Source organism: Xenorhabdus lircayensis, from assembly GCF_016306625.1.
Lineage (GTDB): Bacteria > Pseudomonadota > Gammaproteobacteria > Enterobacterales > Enterobacteriaceae > Xenorhabdus > Xenorhabdus lircayensis.
This window is the reverse complement of sequence record NZ_JACOII010000033.1, coordinates 43,247-61,111: the sequence shown is the minus strand read 5'-3', so window position 1 is coordinate 61,111 and position 17,865 is coordinate 43,247. Positions and strand designations below refer to the sequence as shown.

Annotated in this window: 14 protein-coding genes and 1 other RNA gene; 9 read left to right on the top strand and 6 right to left on the bottom strand. The window is 43.0% G+C overall.

Features of this window, described 5'->3' with window-relative positions:
- Positions 1–678 precede the first annotated feature (678 nt).
- Positions 679–775, top strand: an RNA gene (gene ffs, locus H8A87_RS08525) — signal recognition particle sRNA small type.
- A gap of 89 nt (positions 776–864) precedes the next feature.
- Here ffs and H8A87_RS08520 read toward each other — a convergent pair.
- The 4 genes from H8A87_RS08520 to H8A87_RS08505 form a co-directional block, all read right to left on the bottom strand.
- Positions 865–1,068, bottom strand: coding sequence for an HHA domain-containing protein (locus H8A87_RS08520; protein ID WP_010845060.1), 204 nt, complete (start codon positions 1,066–1,068; stop codon positions 865–867).
- Between the two features lie 45 nt (positions 1,069–1,113).
- On the bottom strand, positions 1,114–1,482 hold the full coding sequence (tomB, locus tag H8A87_RS08515) for an Hha toxicity modulator TomB (RefSeq protein ID WP_198689545.1): 369 nt from the start codon (positions 1,480–1,482) through the stop codon (positions 1,114–1,116).
- Positions 1,483–2,030: 548 nt separating this feature from the next.
- A complete protein-coding gene (locus tag H8A87_RS08510) occupies positions 2,031–5,180 on the bottom strand; it encodes an efflux RND transporter permease subunit (RefSeq protein WP_198689544.1) in 3,150 nt (1,049 codons plus the stop codon).
- A gap of 14 nt (positions 5,181–5,194) precedes the next feature.
- Positions 5,195–6,394: an efflux RND transporter periplasmic adaptor subunit gene (locus H8A87_RS08505; protein ID WP_198689543.1), complete on the bottom strand. Its 1,200-nt coding sequence runs from the start codon at positions 6,392–6,394 to the stop codon at positions 5,195–5,197.
- 141 nt (positions 6,395–6,535) lie between these two features.
- Here H8A87_RS08505 and acrR point away from each other — a divergent pair, with 141 nt between their 5' ends.
- The 3 genes from acrR (at position 6,536) to mscK (ending at position 11,114) form a co-directional block, all read left to right on the top strand.
- Positions 6,536–7,186, top strand: a complete 651-nt coding sequence (gene acrR, locus H8A87_RS08500) for a multidrug efflux transporter transcriptional repressor AcrR (protein WP_198689542.1) — start codon at positions 6,536–6,538, stop codon at positions 7,184–7,186.
- A gap of 18 nt (positions 7,187–7,204) precedes the next feature.
- Positions 7,205–7,558 (top strand): DsrE/DsrF/TusD sulfur relay family protein, encoded by a 354-nt coding sequence (locus H8A87_RS08495; protein ID WP_198689541.1) that lies wholly within the window; start codon positions 7,205–7,207, stop codon positions 7,556–7,558.
- A gap of 193 nt (positions 7,559–7,751) precedes the next feature.
- Positions 7,752–11,114: a mechanosensitive channel MscK gene (gene mscK / locus H8A87_RS08490; RefSeq protein WP_232370148.1), complete on the top strand. Its 3,363-nt coding sequence runs from the start codon at positions 7,752–7,754 to the stop codon at positions 11,112–11,114.
- A 48-nt stretch (positions 11,115–11,162) separates the two neighbouring features.
- Here the strand turns inward: mscK and rsmS are convergent, their stop codons facing one another.
- Positions 11,163–11,327, bottom strand: coding sequence for a pleiotropic regulatory protein RsmS (gene rsmS, locus H8A87_RS08485; RefSeq protein ID WP_198689539.1), 165 nt, complete (start codon positions 11,325–11,327; stop codon positions 11,163–11,165).
- Between the two features lie 21 nt (positions 11,328–11,348).
- Positions 11,349–11,891 carry a primosomal replication protein PriC gene (gene priC, locus H8A87_RS08480; protein WP_198689538.1) on the bottom strand — a complete coding sequence of 181 codons (543 nt, stop codon included), beginning with the start codon at positions 11,889–11,891 and terminating at the stop codon, positions 11,349–11,351.
- Positions 11,892–12,098: 207 nt separating this feature from the next.
- On the opposite strand from priC, the gene apt reads away from it, so the two are divergent.
- From apt to htpG, 5 genes are all read left to right on the top strand, one after another.
- A complete protein-coding gene (apt, locus tag H8A87_RS08475) occupies positions 12,099–12,650 on the top strand; it encodes an adenine phosphoribosyltransferase (protein ID WP_198689537.1) in 552 nt (183 codons plus the stop codon).
- Between the two features lie 97 nt (positions 12,651–12,747).
- Positions 12,748–14,706 carry a DNA polymerase III subunit gamma/tau gene (dnaX, locus tag H8A87_RS08470; RefSeq protein WP_198689536.1) on the top strand — a complete coding sequence of 653 codons (1,959 nt, stop codon included), beginning with the start codon at positions 12,748–12,750 and terminating at the stop codon, positions 14,704–14,706.
- A 48-nt stretch (positions 14,707–14,754) separates the two neighbouring features.
- Positions 14,755–15,084 carry a YbaB/EbfC family nucleoid-associated protein gene (locus H8A87_RS08465; RefSeq protein ID WP_198689535.1) on the top strand — a complete coding sequence of 110 codons (330 nt, stop codon included), beginning with the start codon at positions 14,755–14,757 and terminating at the stop codon, positions 15,082–15,084.
- Positions 15,084–15,692, top strand: coding sequence for a recombination mediator RecR (recR, locus tag H8A87_RS08460; protein ID WP_198689534.1), 609 nt, complete (start codon positions 15,084–15,086; stop codon positions 15,690–15,692). The genes H8A87_RS08465 and recR overlap by 1 nt, the downstream gene beginning before the upstream one ends.
- A 216-nt stretch (positions 15,693–15,908) precedes the next feature.
- Positions 15,909–17,798, top strand: coding sequence for a molecular chaperone HtpG (htpG, locus tag H8A87_RS08455; protein ID WP_198689604.1), 1,890 nt, complete (start codon positions 15,909–15,911; stop codon positions 17,796–17,798).
- Positions 17,799–17,865: the final 67 nt, after the last annotated feature.

The window sequence follows — 17,865 nt, the reverse complement described above, 5'->3', positions numbered from 1 at the left end:
GAGCGTTTAAAACGCATGAATAACTATTGTAGATAATAAGTCTTTATATATTAGAAGAAAAACATGTTTAATTGTAAATAAAATTTATCCTTGCGTTTTTATTTTGGATATAAATTATCACTATTAATTTTATCAATATTTACCAAATAATGAGAATGACATTGTTTATTGTGTTTATTGTGTTTATTGTGTTTATTGTGTTTATTGTGTTTATTGTGTTTATTGTGTTTATTGTGTTTATTGTGTTTATTGTGTTTATTTATTGATTTATATAGTTATTTCTTGATTTTTAGAGGACGAAAAAGAGAATGTTTATATTTTATTTGAGTTGTTATTGTACAATTATTGGTTTTTTATATGATATAAAAATGATTCATTAGTGTTATTGAATGTATTTTTTATTATTTTATCTGTTTATTGCCAGTATATTATATAGGCTAATTTGTCATGGAATATAGCTATTGTACTGAAAAAATTGAAGATAATATGAAAAATCAGGAAAAGTACCAAATAGTATTTTGTTAAGCAGAAATTTTAGTTCTTTGACGCTGTTTTGATGGTTTTTACATCACGATGAGCAAGAATACAGCATTCAAGTGAAGTGGCCTTGCTATTTTATGATGTATGAAAGATAATGGCCGCCGCTTCGAAATTTGAAGCTAACGTCAATGGGGGCTCTGTTGGTTCTCCCGCAACGCTAACTTGTTAACTTGGTCAGATCCGGAAGGAAGCAGCCATAGCAGGGGATGTGTGTGCCGGGATGTCGCTGGCAGAGCCCTCACCATTTTCAAGCTCATCATTGATTTATGCAGTCAGCCGATAATAGCTACCGGCTTTAGTCACTTCCTATCTGATCACTTCAGTCTAGCGGACAAATTTCCAAACAGATGATGGGATCTTATCATAGAGTTTATTCATGGTAAGTTCAGCCAAACGGTGGTCAGCAGCGGAATAGAACAGTTCAAGTTCATCATCCGAGAGTTCGTATTTATTCTTTTCAATTACACGTTCCAGTGTTTCAATAGAAGTGCATTTTCTCAAACGCATCAGATAGTCAGTTTTAGTCATGGTTGCCTTATCTTATTTGGTATAAAAAAGTTAGAAATATATTTATCAGGTTTTGCTTAACGAAGCATTCAAATCATGTAGCAGAATGTTAGTTAAGTGTTCGTTTGTTTTTTGCCATTTTGTAAGTTCAAGAAAGCTTATCTTATCACTTCCAAATAAATTATATGTTTCATCGAGATACTCATCAATTAAGGTACTGAGATCGTAGTTATCTGAGTATTTAATTTTAAAGTACCAAACAAAAGCTGCAATGTGTTCGATCAATTCGTTTAGTTTTAAGCTTTTCTCGGAAGTCAGATCGTGAATCCAATGATTATCAGTGCGATTCAGGACTGAAAATGCCTCGTGAATTAAATTTTCACATAAGTATTTTAATTCAGCAATATCATGTCTTCTTGGTGAATATTCATCCATAATCACCTCCGTAAACAACGCACGGCTTATTTGAACTAAGGCTTATACATGTTAATTATTATAGTCATTCTTTTAAAATTGAGCCTATCAAAACATGATTATTATTTATTAATATTAAAGCTCTATTTTTTACGCATCTGCCAACAGGGGTTTTTAAAAAGTGGCTAATTTACGCCTGAACCTGACAAAAGCTTAACGCTCTACTATAAAGGATAGTCATATCCACATATGCTGTTAAATGTATTGAATTATACTAATACAGTAGATGCTGTAGCAATAGCACAGAAGTCATTATAGGCGATTGTATTGCGATTTTCAAAATCAATATAGTGCCATTATTACATATGTCACTATCGAGATGGAACACTTTTTACCATTAAAGGTGTAATCAGAAGAAAAACAAGCTAAGTTATCAATTTATCTTCTATTTATTATAAAAAACAGAAAGATATCACCTTTAAACATAACCTATTTATCATAAGTATTTATTTTAATTAGATTATCAAAGGAAAAGGCCACATATGTGGCCTTTTTTAACATAGTTGAATTTAGTGAGGAGTTGAGATGTGCTCAATATCTTCACTTTTCTTCGTGAATCGACGCTTGATGACAACGAAAAATACTGGGACGAAATAGATTGCCAGCGATGTAGCTGCAATCATACCACCCAATACCCCTGTCCCTACGGCGTTTTGTGCACCTGAGCCTGCACCATTGCTCAATACCAGAGGCATAACCCCAAGCATAAAGGCCAAAGATGTCATCAGGATTGGACGTAAACGCATTTTGACAGCATCTAGGGTTGCTTCTATTAACCCCTTTCCTTCTTTTTCTATCAGGTCCTTAGCGAACTCTACGATAAGGATGGCGTTTTTCGCTGACAATCCGATAGTCGTCAATAGGCCAACCTTAAAGTAAACGTCATTATCCAATCCGCGCATTGATGTTGCTAACAACGCACCGATAACCCCCAGTGGGACGACCAGCATGACCGAGAATGGAATAGACCAGCTTTCATAAAGAGCAGCCAGACAGAGGAATACGACAATCAATGATAGCGTATATAACGCTGGAGCCTGATTGCCAGACAGACGTTCTTGATAAGACATTCCAGTCCAGTCATAGCCAATACCGGGTGGTAATTGTGATGCCAGTTGCTCCATAAGCGCCATTGCATCACCGGTACTTTTGTCAGGAGAGGCTTCACCCACGATTTCCATAGAAGGAAGGCCGTTATAGCGTTCCAGACGCGGTGAACCATAAACCCACGGTTCTTTTGATATGTCTAAGAATGCGGAAAACGGTACCATTTGACCATGGTAGTTACGGACATACAACTTGCTGATATCGCTCGGCAACATACGATAAGGGGCGTCGGCTTGAATATAGACTTTTTTGACACGACCGCGGTCGATAAAGTCATTGATATAAGCGCCACCAAACATCGTACTTAGTGTTGAGTTGATATTTGTGGTGGATATACCCAGTGCTTCTGCTTTTTCCTTATTGATATGGATACGATACTGTTGCGTGTCATTCTGCCCATTAGGACGAACACTCCTGAGCATATCTGGGTGTTGTGCCACCATGCCAAGCAACTGGTTACGTGCTGCCGTCAGTGCTTCATGCCCAAGGTTCCCTTTGTCAATCAATTGGAAGTCAAAACCACTGGCAGAGCCCAACTCTACAATTGAAGGAATATTAAACGCAAAGACGATACCTTCCTTGATTTGAGCAAAATTTGCGTTTGCTCGGCCAATAATGGCTGGCACCTTATATTTCTCATCCTTACGTTGTTCCCAATCCTTTAAGCTGATAAATGCCAGACCCGTATTTTGCCCCTGACCACCGAAACCAAAGCCGTTAACTGTAAACACAGATTTAACAACATCGTTCTCTTTGGTATAGAAGTAGTCATTGATTTCGTTCAATATCTTTTGTGTCTGTTCCTGAGTTGAACCCGGTGGTAATTGAACCATTGCCAGCAAGACGCCTTGATCTTCTTCAGGTAGGAAGGAAGATGGCAGACGATTAAACATCCAGGCCATCCCCGCGATCAGTACGACATAGATCACTAAGTAACGCCTGGAACCCCGCAACATCCGACCGACGCTATCGGTATAATGATGGGTGCTCTTTTCAAACATGCGGTTAAACCAGCCAAAGAACCCCTTGCGAGTTCCATGGCTGCCTTTGGCAACAGGTTTAAGCATGGTTGCACATAGTGCGGGGGTCAGGATTAAGGCCACCAGTACAGACAGTACCATTGCTGAAACAATAGTGACTGAGAACTGACGGTAAATTGCTCCTGTCGCACCTCCGAAGAATGCCATTGGTATAAATACAGCGGAAAGTACCAGTGCGATACCGACTAGAGCTCCTTGGATCTGCCCCATCGATTTTTTGGTGGCTTCCTTCGGTGATAGTCCTTCTTCCTGCATGACGCGCTCGACGTTTTCCACCACAACAATGGCATCATCCACCAGTAGGCCGATGGCAAGTACCATGGCAAACATGGTCAATGTATTGATGGAATAGCCAAATGCAGCAAGGATGGCAAATGTACCAAGCAACACAACCGGCACTGCAATTGTTGGGATCAATGTGGCTCGGAAGTTTTGCAGGAACAGATACATGACAACAAACACCAGCAGGATAGCTTCCGCCAATGTTTTCACCACTTCGAAAATAGAGATTTTAACGAATGGTGTGGTGTCATATGGATACACGACAGTCAATCCATGTGGGAAGAAAGGAGACATCTCAGCCAGTGCTTCTTTGACGGCTTTGGAGGTATCTAATGCGTTGGCACCTGTCGCTAGCTTGATACCAACCCCTGCGGCGGGTTTGCCATTGAATCGACCAATGATACTGTAATTTTCAGCGCCCAATTCAACAATAGCTACATCATGTAAGCGAATTTGTGAGCCATCAGGATTCACGCGCAGCAAAATATTGCCGAATTCTTCCGCAGAATTCAGACGTGTTTGCGCGATGATGGAAGCATTTAAACGCTGTCCTGGAACGGGTGGAGTTCCCCCTAACTGTCCAGCTGCCACCTGATTGTTTTGTGCTCTAATCGCACTGGTTACATCAGTGGTGGTCATTTTATAGTTGATCAATTTGTCAGGGTTGAGCCAGATACGCATGGCATACTGTGTACCGAACAGTGTTGTTTCACCCACGCCAGTAACACGACTCAAGGAATCTTTGACATTGGCTCCGACATAGTCGGCGATGTCATCCTGAGTCATGGAACCATCTTGAGAGATGAAACCTGCCACCATCAAAAATGAGCTGGTAGTTTTATCAACACTGACACCTTGTTGCTGAACTTCTTGAGGTAACAATGGCATCGCCAATTGCAGTTTGTTCTGAACCTGTACTTGCGCGATATCTGGATTCGTGTTCGCTTCAAAGGTTAGTGTGATATTCATGCTTCCCGCAGAATCGCTGCTGGAAGACATATACACTAGATTATCGATACCATTCATGTTCTGTTCGATAACCTGTGTTACAGTATTTTGTACTGTTGTTGCATCAGCCCCAGGGTAAGATGCTGAAATGGAAATGGCGGGTGGCGCAATTGCAGGATATTGTTCCACGGGTAATTTCATGAGTGCCAGTAGACCAGATAACATGGTGATAATCGCAATTACCCATGCAAAGATTGGCCGTTCGATAAAAAACTTAGGCATGAATCACCGACTCCTTATTGAGACTTTTTTGCAGGCTCAGCTTGATTAGCCGTAGGCTTGGCATTCAGGTCTGTTTCCACTGGCTGAACCGTTATTCCCGGCGCTATTTTCTGTAATCCTGTAATGATTACTCGATCTCCAGCTTTTAGACCTTCTGTCACCAACCATTTGTTACCGATTGCCTGAGCAGCATTGATATTACGCAATTCTACTTTGTTATCTTTATCGGCAATCAGTGTGGTTGCCTGACCACGAGGCGTTCTGGTAACGGCTTGCTGAGGAATCAAAATCGCATTCTGACGCACACCTTCTTCCAATTTAGTGCGGACAAACATACCCGGGAGTAATTCTTCATTTGGGTTGGGGAAAACAGCACGCATAGTGATAGAACCTGTTGTTTCATCAACCGTAACGTCTGAAAACTCAAGGTAACCTCCCTGGCTGTATTCTTGGCCTGTGTCAGTAATTAGGCGGACTTTGGTTTTGTTACTCTCTTTTTGAACGGTTCCTTTTGCTATTTCGTTTTTAAATCTTAGATAGTCATCACTTGATTGGGTGATATCAACATAGATAGGGTCTAATTGCTGAACGGTTGTCAGCGCTGTTGGCTGCCCAGCAGAAACCAGTGCTCCTTCTGTGACGGTGGATTTACCCGCACGACCAGAAATAGGGGATGTGACTTTGGTATACGCCAGATTGATTCTGGCACTTTCCAACGCGGCCTTAGAGGACTGAACATCTGCTTTTGCCTGTGCATAATCAGAATTTGCTTTATCAAATTCCTGTTTACTCACATATTGTGTACCCAGCAAGGATTGGTAACGTTCAACGGTTAGATGAGAAACATTCTCATTGGCCTGTGATCTGGCTAAATTTGCTTTGGCTTTACTGTATTCTGCCTGATAGGTGGCCGGATCTATTTGGTATAACGACTCTCCGGCAACAATATCACTTCCTTCTTTGTAGTTACGTTTCAGAACGATGCCGCCGACTTGGGGCCGAACCTCCGCAACACGATAGGCTGATGTACGGCCCGGTAATTCCGTGATAACCGTGAGAGGTTCTGCTTTCAGCGTTACGATACCCACTTCAGGAGCCTGCTGGCCAGCAGCCCCTTGCTGTGCATTTTTATTATCATTACATCCTGAAAGAATGAAACTGCCTGAAAGTACCAGTAATGTGGCCAGAGGCAAAACTCCCCTGTTTTTTCGCATAAGTAAACCTCAATTTTTTAATATTGACTCTTTAATCTAACGAGTGAAATTATTACTTCATTGATTAAGGGTGCTATAGTACAAACATACATGAATGTATGTAAATCAGCCTCAGTCAAAAACAAAGTTTATGGCACGAAAATGGCACGAAAAACTAAACAGCAAGCACAACAAACTCGTCAGCAAATCATAGAAGCAGCGATAAAGACTTTTTCTGAGCGTGGCGTTTCTGCTACCTCATTATCTGATATCGCAATTGCAGCCGGTGTAACGCGTGGAGCAATCTACTGGCACTTTAAAAATAAAACGGATTTACTTTCTATTGTTTGCAAAATGCCAGAACACAAAATAGACGAGCTAGAGAAAGAGTATCAAGCAAAACATCCTAATAATCCACTCATTGCGTTGAGATCTTTATTGATTTCGATGTTAAGGATGATGATTGATGATTTCCAAACCCGCCTATTAATGGAAATTTTTTTCCATAAATGTGAGTTTGTTGGAGAAATGTCTTCACTAGCTGAGGCGCTTCGGGAGACATGTATTTCCGACTACAAGAAGATTGAAAAAATGCTGGCGGCTTGCATTCAATCAGGAGAGTTACCCTATGACCTTGACCTTAGGCGTTCTGCCATCATGTTGAGGGCATTGATGACGGGGTTACTGGAAAACTGGTCATTTTCACCGGACAGTTTTAATATTCAGGAACAGTCTGCACACTTGGTGGATAGTTTCATCGATACACTCAAACACAGCCACCACTTGCGATGCAGCGAAAAAAATGAATCTTGAATATAGGAGCAAATGTCAATGGAATCCATTCTGATCATTGCCAATGGGGCGGCATATGGTAATGAATCCCTTTTTAACGCATTGAGATTATCCATTGCTCTCAAAGAGCAGGAACCCCATAGCGAACTGAAATTGTTTCTCATGTCTGATGCAGTAGTTGCTGGTTTAACCGGGCAAATACCCAAAGAAGGCTATAATTTAAAGCAAATGCTGGAAATTTTGACGGCACAGAATGTCGAAGTTAAATTGTGCAAAACTTGTACGGATGCCAGAGGGATTAGTGAATTGGCATTGGTTGATGGCGTGGAAATCGGTACGTTGAGCGAACTGGCGCAGTGGACATTGGCTGCATCCAAAGTGTTATCATTTTAATATTAGCGTTTCAGGAAGTGCAAAATCAGAAATACAGCCAGCACCTCCTGATATTCAGCGCTATCATTCCATTATCTGCAAATGATGAGTAGATGAGTTCATGGTTTCAGTTAACCGATATTTGGATGTTTTGCTCAATAAGGGGGGCTTGTGCAGCAAACTCTCCGACATATTATTTTTTCGCTTTATCTTGATGGCTAGCCTGTTTTTTCTTCTGTCATCTCTCTATTCCCCTGCGAATGCTGCTTTCAGTAGTGATGTTCCAACCCGCAATGATATTCAAAATCAGCTTAAGATCCTGACAGAACGTAAGGAACATACGGTTGAGGAAAAAGTCTCGATAGCTGATTTGGAAAAAGCGCTCTCTTTCTTTGACAAAATAGATCAAGTGAAGCTGGATTCCGATCTACTTAAGAAAAACCTGCAAGACGCACCGCAAAAATCACGTCAGGTTATGACTGTATTGGAGAACCGGAAAAATAACGCTCAGCGGGATGAAAATGAATATAAACAGGCGCTGGAAACACTGTCTTTGAAACAGCTTGAATTGAAACTGAACAATACCCTGAATAGCTTGCAGCGGGCACAGGAAGATCTTGCTAACTACAATAGCCAGTTGATTGGGCTACAAACGCAACCGGAACGTGCACAAAACGTGCTATTCCGTAACGTGCAGAGATTGCAGCAAATTCGCAATCAACTCAATAATGCACTGACTGAGCAGCCAGAATCGAGTCATACCCAGATGGAGCTGCTACAGGTAGAACAGTCTTTCTTGATGCAGCAAAATGATTACCAAAGGGCATCCTTACAGGCGAATACTCAGCTACAAGCACTTTTACAGCATCAACGGGATTATACGACGTTCCAAATTGAGCAATTGGAATGTTATGTCCAATTTATTCAAGATGTGGTGAGTGGGAAACGTTTGATCCTTTCTGAAGAAACAGCCAAAGAAGCGCAAACTCAGGACGGAAAAAATTTACACATTCAAGATAACCCACTAGTTCAAAAGGAAATTGATATCAACCGTGAGTTCAGTGAACGGCTGGTGGCTGCAACACGTGATAATAATCAACTTGTGCAGAAAAATATTCTTGTTAAGAATTTTCTGGATCGAGCCATCCAGTCTGAGCGTAATCTGAAAGAGCAGGTTAAGGTTTTACGAGGCAGCTTATTGCTATCTCGCATTCTGTTTCAGGAACAGTTGAAAGTACCGCAGAATGTTCTGACAAAAGATTTACTGACGAAAATTGCTGACTTGCGTCTGGAGCAGTTTGAAATTAATCAGGAACGAGATCAGCTTTGTCAGGGGAATGACTATACTGATAACTTATTGAGCGATGGGCACAATAAAATCAAAAATGAATCCGCAGAGATGATGAATGAGATCCATAATGCCATCAACCAGATTCTGGAAGTGCGTTGTGAGCTTTTGGATCAGCTTAATAATCAATTGGGAAATCAGATTACTCACGCTATCAACTTACAGATGGATCAGCAGCAATTGCTGGATGTGAGCGAATCGCTGGAACAAACCCTTGTCCAGCAAATCTTTTGGGTGAACAGTAACAAACCGATGAATTTAGCTTGGTTGAAATCTTTGCCTGAGCAGATTCAGGGAGAATTGAGCCACCTGAATATTCGTTTGACTCTGAGCGGCCTTATCACGGGGCTGAAAAATTCCGTCCATTTCGTTATTCCCCTTGTACTGGTTGGCTTATTTTTACGTTGGCAAACCAAAGGCATTAACGAGCAATTGAAGAAAATTGCTGATGAGGTGGGGCAGTTCCGTCGTGATAGCCAATTGCATACTCCACTGGCCCTGATACTGACACTGATAAAAACATTACCGCTTGCTTTTATTGTGCTGGCGATAGGTTATTGGTATTCGAAATCAGGTGATGATTTGGGCGATTTGATTTGGGGTTTCTCCTGTCAATTGGCGCTATTTTGGATTATGTATAGTTGCAGCCACCAAATCCTTGCCAAAGGTGGAATCGGAGAACAGCATTTTTCTCTGGACAGAGCAGTTTGTACTTTATTCCGTAAAAATCTTGCGAGTCTGTCAATTGTGTTATTGCCTATTTTATTCTGGGTAACATTGGGCGTAAAACATCCTTTGCAGCTGTCTGATGATGTGATTGGTCAGTGTACTGTATTGATCTGTTTGTTCTTTATCTTCCTTTTTGTCTTTCCATTCTGCCGTCATGTATGGCGTGAAAAAAGCTCACACATGATCCGCACTATCGTGGTGACGGCATTGACCTTTGCGCCGTTGGTGTTGATGGTGTTGATGGTATCAGGTTATTTCTACACGACCTTGCGTCTGGCAGAACGTTGGCTTTACAGCCTGTATTTACTGTTTCTCTGGCATATCAGTTATCAGGCTTGCTTGCGGGGATTGGGAATTGCCGCCCGCCGTATTGCCTATCGACGCGCTGTGGCCCGTCGTCAATCGCTAACGAAAGAAGGGGCGGAAGGAGAAGTAGTGGAAGAGCCACCAATGGCTTTGGATCGCATTAACCAGCAATCATTGCGCTTGACCACCATGGTGTTGTTTTTGATCTTTTTAGGGGCATTTTATTGGATTTGGTCTGATTTAGTAACGGTATTTTCTTACCTTGATGGGGTCAATCTGTGGCAATACAGCACCACAACAGAATTGGGCAATGTTCTGAAATACGTGACCTTGAAAGATTTAGCGCTTTCGATAGCGATGTTAGTTATTTCATGGGTCATGATGAGAAACTTGCCGGGGTTACTGGAAGTGTTGGTGCTATCCCGTTTGCAGTTACAGCAAGGCTCCTCGTATGCCATTAAGACGACACTAACCTACCTGATTATTGGGGTTGGAGGAATTACTGCACTAGGAACACTGGGTGTTTCATGGAATAAATTACAATGGCTGGCGGCGGCTCTTTCGGTCGGTTTAGGTTTTGGTTTACAGGAGATCTTTGCCAACTTTGTTTCTGGTTTAATTATTTTATTCGAACGCCCTGTCCGTATTGGAGATACGATAACGATCGGCACTTACTCTGGTTCAGTCAGTAAGATCCGTATTCGTGCGACGACAATTACAGATTTTGACCGCAAAGAAGTGATCATCCCCAATCGAGCATTTGTGACGGAACGTCTAATCAACTGGACACTTTCTGATACCATCACGCGGATTATCATTAAGGTCGGTGTTGAATACGGCTCTGATCTCGATAAAGTAAAAGACATTTTGTTAAAAGCGGCGAACGATAATTCTCGTGTGATGAATGAGCCAGGGCCGCAAGTCTACTTTATGAGTTTCGGTGCGAGTACTCTGGATCATGAATTGAGGCTCTATGTTCGAGAATTGGGCGATCGTAGCCGTACTGTGGATGAAGTTAACCGCAGTATTGATAAGTTGTGTCGAGAAAATGATATCAATATCGCATTTAACCAGTTGGAAGTTTATTTACATAATGGGCAGGGCGATAACTTGCAAAAGGTGCAAAGGCCATTGAACGGTGGTAACCCCCCTCCAGATGGAAAATCTTCTGGAGACAAGCCATTTCTGCCTTAAGCTTTCTTCTAAAAAAACAGGATCTGATGGAGTAAGCGTTAATCCCGCTTACTCCTCAGGCTGTTGAGCCTGTTTTTCCAGTTTCCCCTGAAAATCGTGTTTGACGATCTCTAATGCAGCCAGTGCCATGGCAGGGGAAACTTCATTACATTCGAGCAGATAAATAAGATCTACCGCAAGCTGCACTTCAGGTGGTGCTTGTTCGAGAGCCATAACTGGTCATTCCCTTTGTGACTAATCTGAATTTTCTTGTTTTTCTATCGATTTCTCGATGCGCATCAATGCTTGACGACAGCGGGCTAATCTTCCCGCCAGAGCAGCGATTTCTTTTTGCAGTTTATACTTATCGGCAAGCGTAATTTGTTTATTTAACTGTAATTCTCTGTCATCGATCATCGCAATTAAACGGCGTTCATAATCTTGATGTTCTGCCAGACGTTGGTAAAGATCCCGTTCTTGTGAGCGGCGTTCAAATTTATCTTCTTGCTTTCGCAGCGCTTGAGTTGCTATTTCGCGCTTCAAAGCTTCGATTTGTGCCACTAAACGTTCAGAAAGGAATTTAACTTGCTCAATACGATAATTGTTTACGCAGGATTTTAATTGTTCCATATTCTGTTTGATTTCTTGCATGTATCCACCGAGTTTATTGCTGTGATGGTGGAATAGTGTTTGATCAAAGCGGGCGATGGAAAAAGGGGTGTTGGGTAGTAAGGCGAGATCTTTTTCCAGGGTGCTGATTTGTTTTTCAAGTGCGCTTAATAAATTTTGTATGCCCATCAGCATCCCGTTATCATTAATAATCTGCTCGTTAAAGCCCATTTAGTGACCTATCGTATTTGGTAGCAATAATACCTAATCCGATAGACGCCAAGCTTGACCTAATTCAACAAAATATAGGCTGCAATTTGTATTGCAGTTGCTTTTTTCCGGTAGTTTGAATAGATTTTACCGTTTTCATTTTTTATAAACTGGCTGGCATCGATTATGACCGCTAACGCACAACAACTGCAATTAATTAAAGATAGTATCGAAACAATCCCCGATTATCCAAAAGCGGGAATATTTTTTCGTGACATTACCACATTGCTGGATAATCCTTTTGCCTACCAAACTACGATAGATCTACTCGTGGCGAATTATCAAGAAAAAGGCATCACGAAGATTGTTGGTACTGAAGCTCGTGGTTTCTTATTCGGTGCTCCTGTTGCACTGCGTCTGGGCGTTGGTTTCGTTCCTGTCCGTAAAAAAGGTAAATTACCGCGTGAGACGTTAAGCGAAACTTACGATCTGGAATATGGTACTGATACGCTGGAAATCCATAAAGGCAGCATCAACGAAAGAGATAAAGTTCTGGTCATCGATGATCTGCTCGCAACGGGTGGCACCATTGAAGCGACGGTACGCCTAATCCGCCGTCTGGGTGGTGAGGTTTCCGAAGCAGCCTTCATCATTGGACTGCCAGATTTAGGTGGTGTTGAACGCTTGAAAAAACAAGGTGTTGATAGCTACACGATCATTGAATTCCCTGGTCACTGATTGTTCTGATTTTTGCATTATTGATACATCAGCCTCGCCGTTCATGGTGAGGCTGTGCTAGCATGTTAGACAGTCAAGTTCAATTTTCTCGGTATTCATGAGCTATCAGGTACTTGCCCGTAAGTGGCGCCCACAAATATTTTCTGATGTGATTGGTCAGCAACATGTGCTGACTGCACTGGCGAATGGTCTTGAGCACCAGCGCCTCCATCACGCTTATCTTTTTTCCGGCACTCGCGGTGTAGGTAAAACCACAATTGCACGTCTGCTGGCAAAGGGACTGAATTGCGAAAAGGGTATTACAAGAACTCCGTGTGGTCAGTGTGCGAACTGTCTCGAAATTGAACAGGGGCGGTTTGTCGATCTGATTGAGATCGATGCGGCTTCCCGGACAAAAGTAGAAGATACCCGCGAATTACTGGACAATGTCCAGTATGCGCCTGCCCGAGGCCGTTTCAAAGTTTACCTTATTGACGAAGTTCACATGCTCTCCCGTCATAGTTTCAATGCCTTGCTGAAGACATTGGAAGAGCCGCCTGAACATGTGAAATTCCTTTTGGCAACGACAGATCCACAGAAACTACCTGTGACTATTCTTTCACGTTGTCTGCAATTTCATCTGAAAACACTTGATGTTAATCAAATCAGCAGCCAATTGGAGCATGTTCTTAATGCGGAGCAAATAGAGAGTGATGTTCGCGCTCGACAGCTTCTTGCTCGTGCTGCGGATGGCAGCATGCGTGATGCCCTGAGTTTAACTGATCAGGCTATTGCTCTTGGTGGAGGAAAACTGACATCGGATATTGTCAGCCAGATGCTGGGAACATTGGATGATGATCAACCGCTGGCGATGATCGAATCTCTGGTTCGTGCCGATGGGCAACAAATGATGGCTTTAGTTGAACAAGTTGCATCTCTTGGTGTGGACTGGGAAAATTTGTTGATCGAAACGCTATCGTTGTTGCATCGCATTGCCATGCTCCAGTTATTGCCCCAGCAACCTGAAAGTGATCCCTCTTCAACAGAAGGGCGGTTGCGCCTGCTCGCAAGATCGATTTCTCCAACTGATTTGCAGCTTTATTATCAGGCATTACTGGTGGGACGCAAAGAACTCCCTTATGCACCAGAGCGTAGGATGGGGGTTGAGATGGCATTATTGCGAGCATTGGCATTCCATCCTAAAACTGTCGTTGAAGAAGCGCCATTACCTGCGGTGGAAATCCCCGTAACGCCAATAGGTTCAGCACCTGTACCGCCATCTTCGGTTCAGTTTGCCCCAAATAATGGGGTAGGCGAACGTGCTGAACAGAGAGTGCCCCAATCAATGGGCACCGAATCCACGACGAACAGCCCAACTGCGAAATTATTGCAAGCGAGAAATTCGCTAACTCGTCAAGGCAATATTCTGCCAAAAAAGTCTGAGCCGGCAGAGCCTGCAAAGGCGAAGCTGGCAAGTTCGGCACTGGATCGATTGGTAGCGGTGGCCGAACAGCGGCCTCAATCTTATATCCCTAAAGCACGGGAGCCTGAACCGGTAAAGAAAGAGGCATATCGCTGGCGGGCAACGAATGTTGAAGAAAAGCAGGAGTCGGTTACGACACCAAAATCGATAAAAGCGGCGCTTGAGCATGAAAAGACAGCAGAGTTGGCAGAAAAGCTGGCTATTGAGTCGAAACAAAGGGATTCATGGGCTGCAGAAATTGATAAACTGCATATTCCCAAATTGGTTCAACAGGTAGCGTTGAATGCGTTTAAAGAACAGATTGATGAAAATCGGCTTTGTCTGCATTTACGTTCAAAACAGCGTCATCTTAATTCGGCATCGGCACAGAAAATATTGACCGAAGCGTTAAGTGAATTGCATGGAAAATCTATTGAACTCAGTATCATTGAAGATGATAATCCTGCGGTAAAAACGCCTCTGGAGTGGCGACAAGCCATTTATGAAGAAAAATTGGCACAAGCACGCCAATCTATTATCTCGGATAGAACGATTCAAACACTTCAGCAGCTATTCAATGCAGAATTGGATGAAGAAAGTATCCGGCCTGTTTAACCGCCGCAGCGTGTCTTTATGCTGTGGCTATAGCGAAGAGAGAGAATTATGTTTGGAAAAGGTGGTTTGGGCAATTTGATGAAACAGGCCCAGCAGATGCAAGAAAAAATGCAGAAAATGCAGGAAGAAATTGCAAATCTGGAAGTCACGGGTGAATCTGGTGCAGGTCTGGTTAAAATCACTATTAATGGCGCACATAACTGCCGCCGTGTTGAAATCGATCCAAGCCTGATGGACGATGACAAAGATATGCTGGAAGATCTGATCGCTGCTGCGTTCAATGATGCAGCTCGTCGCATTGAAGAAACCCAGAAAGAGAGAATGGCCGGTGTTTCCAACGGAATGCAATTACCACCTGGCTTTAAGATGCCATTCTAATGCAAACCAGCCCTCTTCTTGAATCGCTGATGGAAGCCCTGCGCTGTTTGCCCGGCGTAGGCCCTAAGTCTGCTCAGCGGATGGCATTTCATCTATTGCAGCGAGATCGCAGTGGAGGGATGCGATTGGCTCAGGCACTGACGCGAGCGATGTCTGAAATTGGTCACTGTCAGGGTTGTCGAACATTCACTGAACAGGAACAGTGCATGATTTGCGCCAATCCCCGGCGTCAGCATAATGGTCAGATCTGTGTGGTGGAAAGTCCGGCGGATATTCATGCTATTGAACAGACTGGTCAGTTTGCGGGGCGTTACTTTGTCTTACTGGGGCGCTTATCGCCGCTAGATGGCATTGGGCCAATGGATATTGGTTTGGATCGTTTAGAAGAACGATTATCTTCTGAAATCTTATCAGAAATTATTCTGGCAACGAATCCAACTGTTGAAGGAGAGGCAACGGCAAACTATATTGCAGAAATGTGTTCGCAGTATGGTGTGACCGCCAGCAGAATTGCTCACGGTGTCCCTGTGGGTGGTGAGCTTGAAATGGTGGATGGCACGACCCTGTCTCACTCGCTGGCTGGCCGTCAAAAAATCACTGTTTTGTGATTTATCGCCCAATTCCAGTGGGTAATTCTAATGGCAACTTTTATGGATGGTGCTGCGGATTATGCCGCCATCCATAACAGATTAGCGCTCTCATCAAACTAATTTTGCATTCTTCTTGTTGCTCTAACTTGAAACTCTCCGAATCTATCCCCATTTGATTACCATCGTCCGATTTTACATATTTGAACTGGATTTAGATTGAGGTAATAAATGAGCATGAAAGATCAGGAAACCCGTGGATTTCAGTCTGAAGTCAAACAATTGTTGCAGTTGATGATCCACTCTCTCTATTCCAACAAAGAAATTTTTCTCCGTGAACTGATTTCAAACGCATCTGATGCTGCTGACAAATTGCGTTTCCGTGCATTGTCCGCCCCTGAATTGTATGAAAATGATGGTGAATTGCGTGTTCGTCTGGCTTGTGATACAGAGCAGAAAACCATCACCATCAGTGATAATGGTATCGGTATGTCCCGTGATGAAGTGATTGATAATCTGGGAACGATTGCAAAATCCGGCACTAAAACATTTCTTGAATCCATCGGTTCTGATCAGGCAAAAGACAGCCAATTGATTGGTCAATTCGGTGTAGGTTTCTACTCTGCATTCATCGTTGCGGATAAAGTCACTGTACGTACCCGTGCAGCTGGCGCAGCGGCGGATCAAGGTGTGTTCTGGGAATCAACGGGCGAAGGTGATTACACCGTTGCTGATATTGATAAAGCAGAGCGTGGTACAGAAATTACTCTGCATTTGCGTGAAGGGGAAAGTGAATTCCTCAATGATTGGCGCCTGCGTTCTATCATCGGCAAGTATTCTGATCACATTGCCTTGCCCGTTGAAATTGAAACCCAGACTAAAAATGAAGAAGACGACAGCGTTACTGTCACATGGGAAAAAATCAACAAGGCCCAAGCATTGTGGACTCGTGGTAAAGCAGAAATCAGCGATGAGGAATACCAAGAGTTTTATAAGCATATCTCCCATGATTTTGCCGACCCTATGATTTGGAGTCACAACCGCGTTGAAGGTAAGCAGGAATACACTAGCTTGTTGTATATTCCTTCCCAAGCACCGTGGGACATGTGGAACCGGGATCATAAACATGGGCTGAAACTGTATGTACAGCGTGTATTCATCATGGATGAAGCTGAACAGTTCATGCCTAATTACCTGCGCTTTGTCCGTGGTCTGATCGATTCCAATGATCTGCCATTGAACGTTTCCCGTGAAATTCTGCAAGACAGCACAATCACTCGTAACTTGCGCAATGCGCTGACTAAACGTGTATTGCAGATGCTGGATAAATTGGCAAAAGACGATGCAGAAAAATATCAAACTTTCTGGCAGCAGTTCGGCTTAGTACTAAAAGAAGGGCCTGCTGAAGATGGTACCAACAAAGAAGCCATCGCTAAATTACTGCGCTTTGCCACAACTCACAATGATGATTCGGCACAAACAGTTTCCCTGGAAGATTACGTCAACCGTATGGCGGAAGGGCAGGAGAAAATTTATTACATTACCGCAGATAGCTACGCTGCGGCGAAGAATAGCCCACATTTGGAACTGTTCCGCAAGAAAGGCATTGAAGTTCTGCTGTTGTCTGAGCGTATCGATGAATGGATGATGAGCTACCTGACTGAATTCGATGGTAAGTCATTCCAGTCTGTCAGCAAAGCTGATGAATCCCTTGATAAACTGGCGGATGAAAACAAGGCTGAACAGGAAGAAGCGGATAAAAAACTGGAGCCATTCGTTGAACGCGTGAAGACATTGCTGGGTGAGCGTGTGAAAGAAGTAAAATTGACTCATCGTCTGACAGATACACCTGCGATCGTAACAACTGATGCCAATGAAATGAGCACCCAAATGGCGAAGCTATTTGCAGCCGCAGGCCAGTCTGCGCCAGAAGTTAGCTATAACTTTGAACTGAATCCAGAACACGATCTGGTTAAGAAAGCTGCTGATATTCATGATGATGTCCAATTTACTGATTGGATAGAATTACTGTTGGAGCAAGCGCTGTTTGCAGAACGTGGCACATTGGATGATCCAAACCAATTCATTCGTCGAATGAATCAATTATTATTGACTGAAAAAGCTTAACCTCGTTGAGACCATGATAAAAAACCACGCTTCAGCGGAGACTGGAGCGTGGTTTATTTTTTGCATC

Coding starts and splice junctions, on each gene's coding strand:
- H8A87_RS08520 (WP_010845060.1), bottom strand. CDS start 1,068: ATGACTAAAACTGACTATCTGATGCGTTTGAGAAAATGCACTTCTATT.
- tomB (WP_198689545.1), bottom strand. CDS start 1,482: ATGGATGAATATTCACCAAGAAGACATGATATTGCTGAATTAAAATAC.
- H8A87_RS08510 (WP_198689544.1), bottom strand. CDS start 5,180: ATGCCTAAGTTTTTTATCGAACGGCCAATCTTTGCATGGGTAATTGCG.
- H8A87_RS08505 (WP_198689543.1), bottom strand. CDS start 6,394: ATGCGAAAAAACAGGGGAGTTTTGCCTCTGGCCACATTACTGGTACTT.
- acrR (WP_198689542.1), top strand. CDS start 6,536: ATGGCACGAAAAACTAAACAGCAAGCACAACAAACTCGTCAGCAAATC.
- H8A87_RS08495 (WP_198689541.1), top strand. CDS start 7,205: ATGGAATCCATTCTGATCATTGCCAATGGGGCGGCATATGGTAATGAA.
- mscK (WP_232370148.1), top strand. CDS start 7,752: ATGGCTAGCCTGTTTTTTCTTCTGTCATCTCTCTATTCCCCTGCGAAT.
- rsmS (WP_198689539.1), bottom strand. CDS start 11,327: ATGGCTCTCGAACAAGCACCACCTGAAGTGCAGCTTGCGGTAGATCTT.
- priC (WP_198689538.1), bottom strand. CDS start 11,891: ATGGGCATACAAAATTTATTAAGCGCACTTGAAAAACAAATCAGCACC.
- apt (WP_198689537.1), top strand. CDS start 12,099: ATGACCGCTAACGCACAACAACTGCAATTAATTAAAGATAGTATCGAA.
- dnaX (WP_198689536.1), top strand. CDS start 12,748: ATGAGCTATCAGGTACTTGCCCGTAAGTGGCGCCCACAAATATTTTCT.
- H8A87_RS08465 (WP_198689535.1), top strand. CDS start 14,755: ATGTTTGGAAAAGGTGGTTTGGGCAATTTGATGAAACAGGCCCAGCAG.
- recR (WP_198689534.1), top strand. CDS start 15,084: ATGCAAACCAGCCCTCTTCTTGAATCGCTGATGGAAGCCCTGCGCTGT.
- htpG (WP_198689604.1), top strand. CDS start 15,909: ATGAAAGATCAGGAAACCCGTGGATTTCAGTCTGAAGTCAAACAATTG.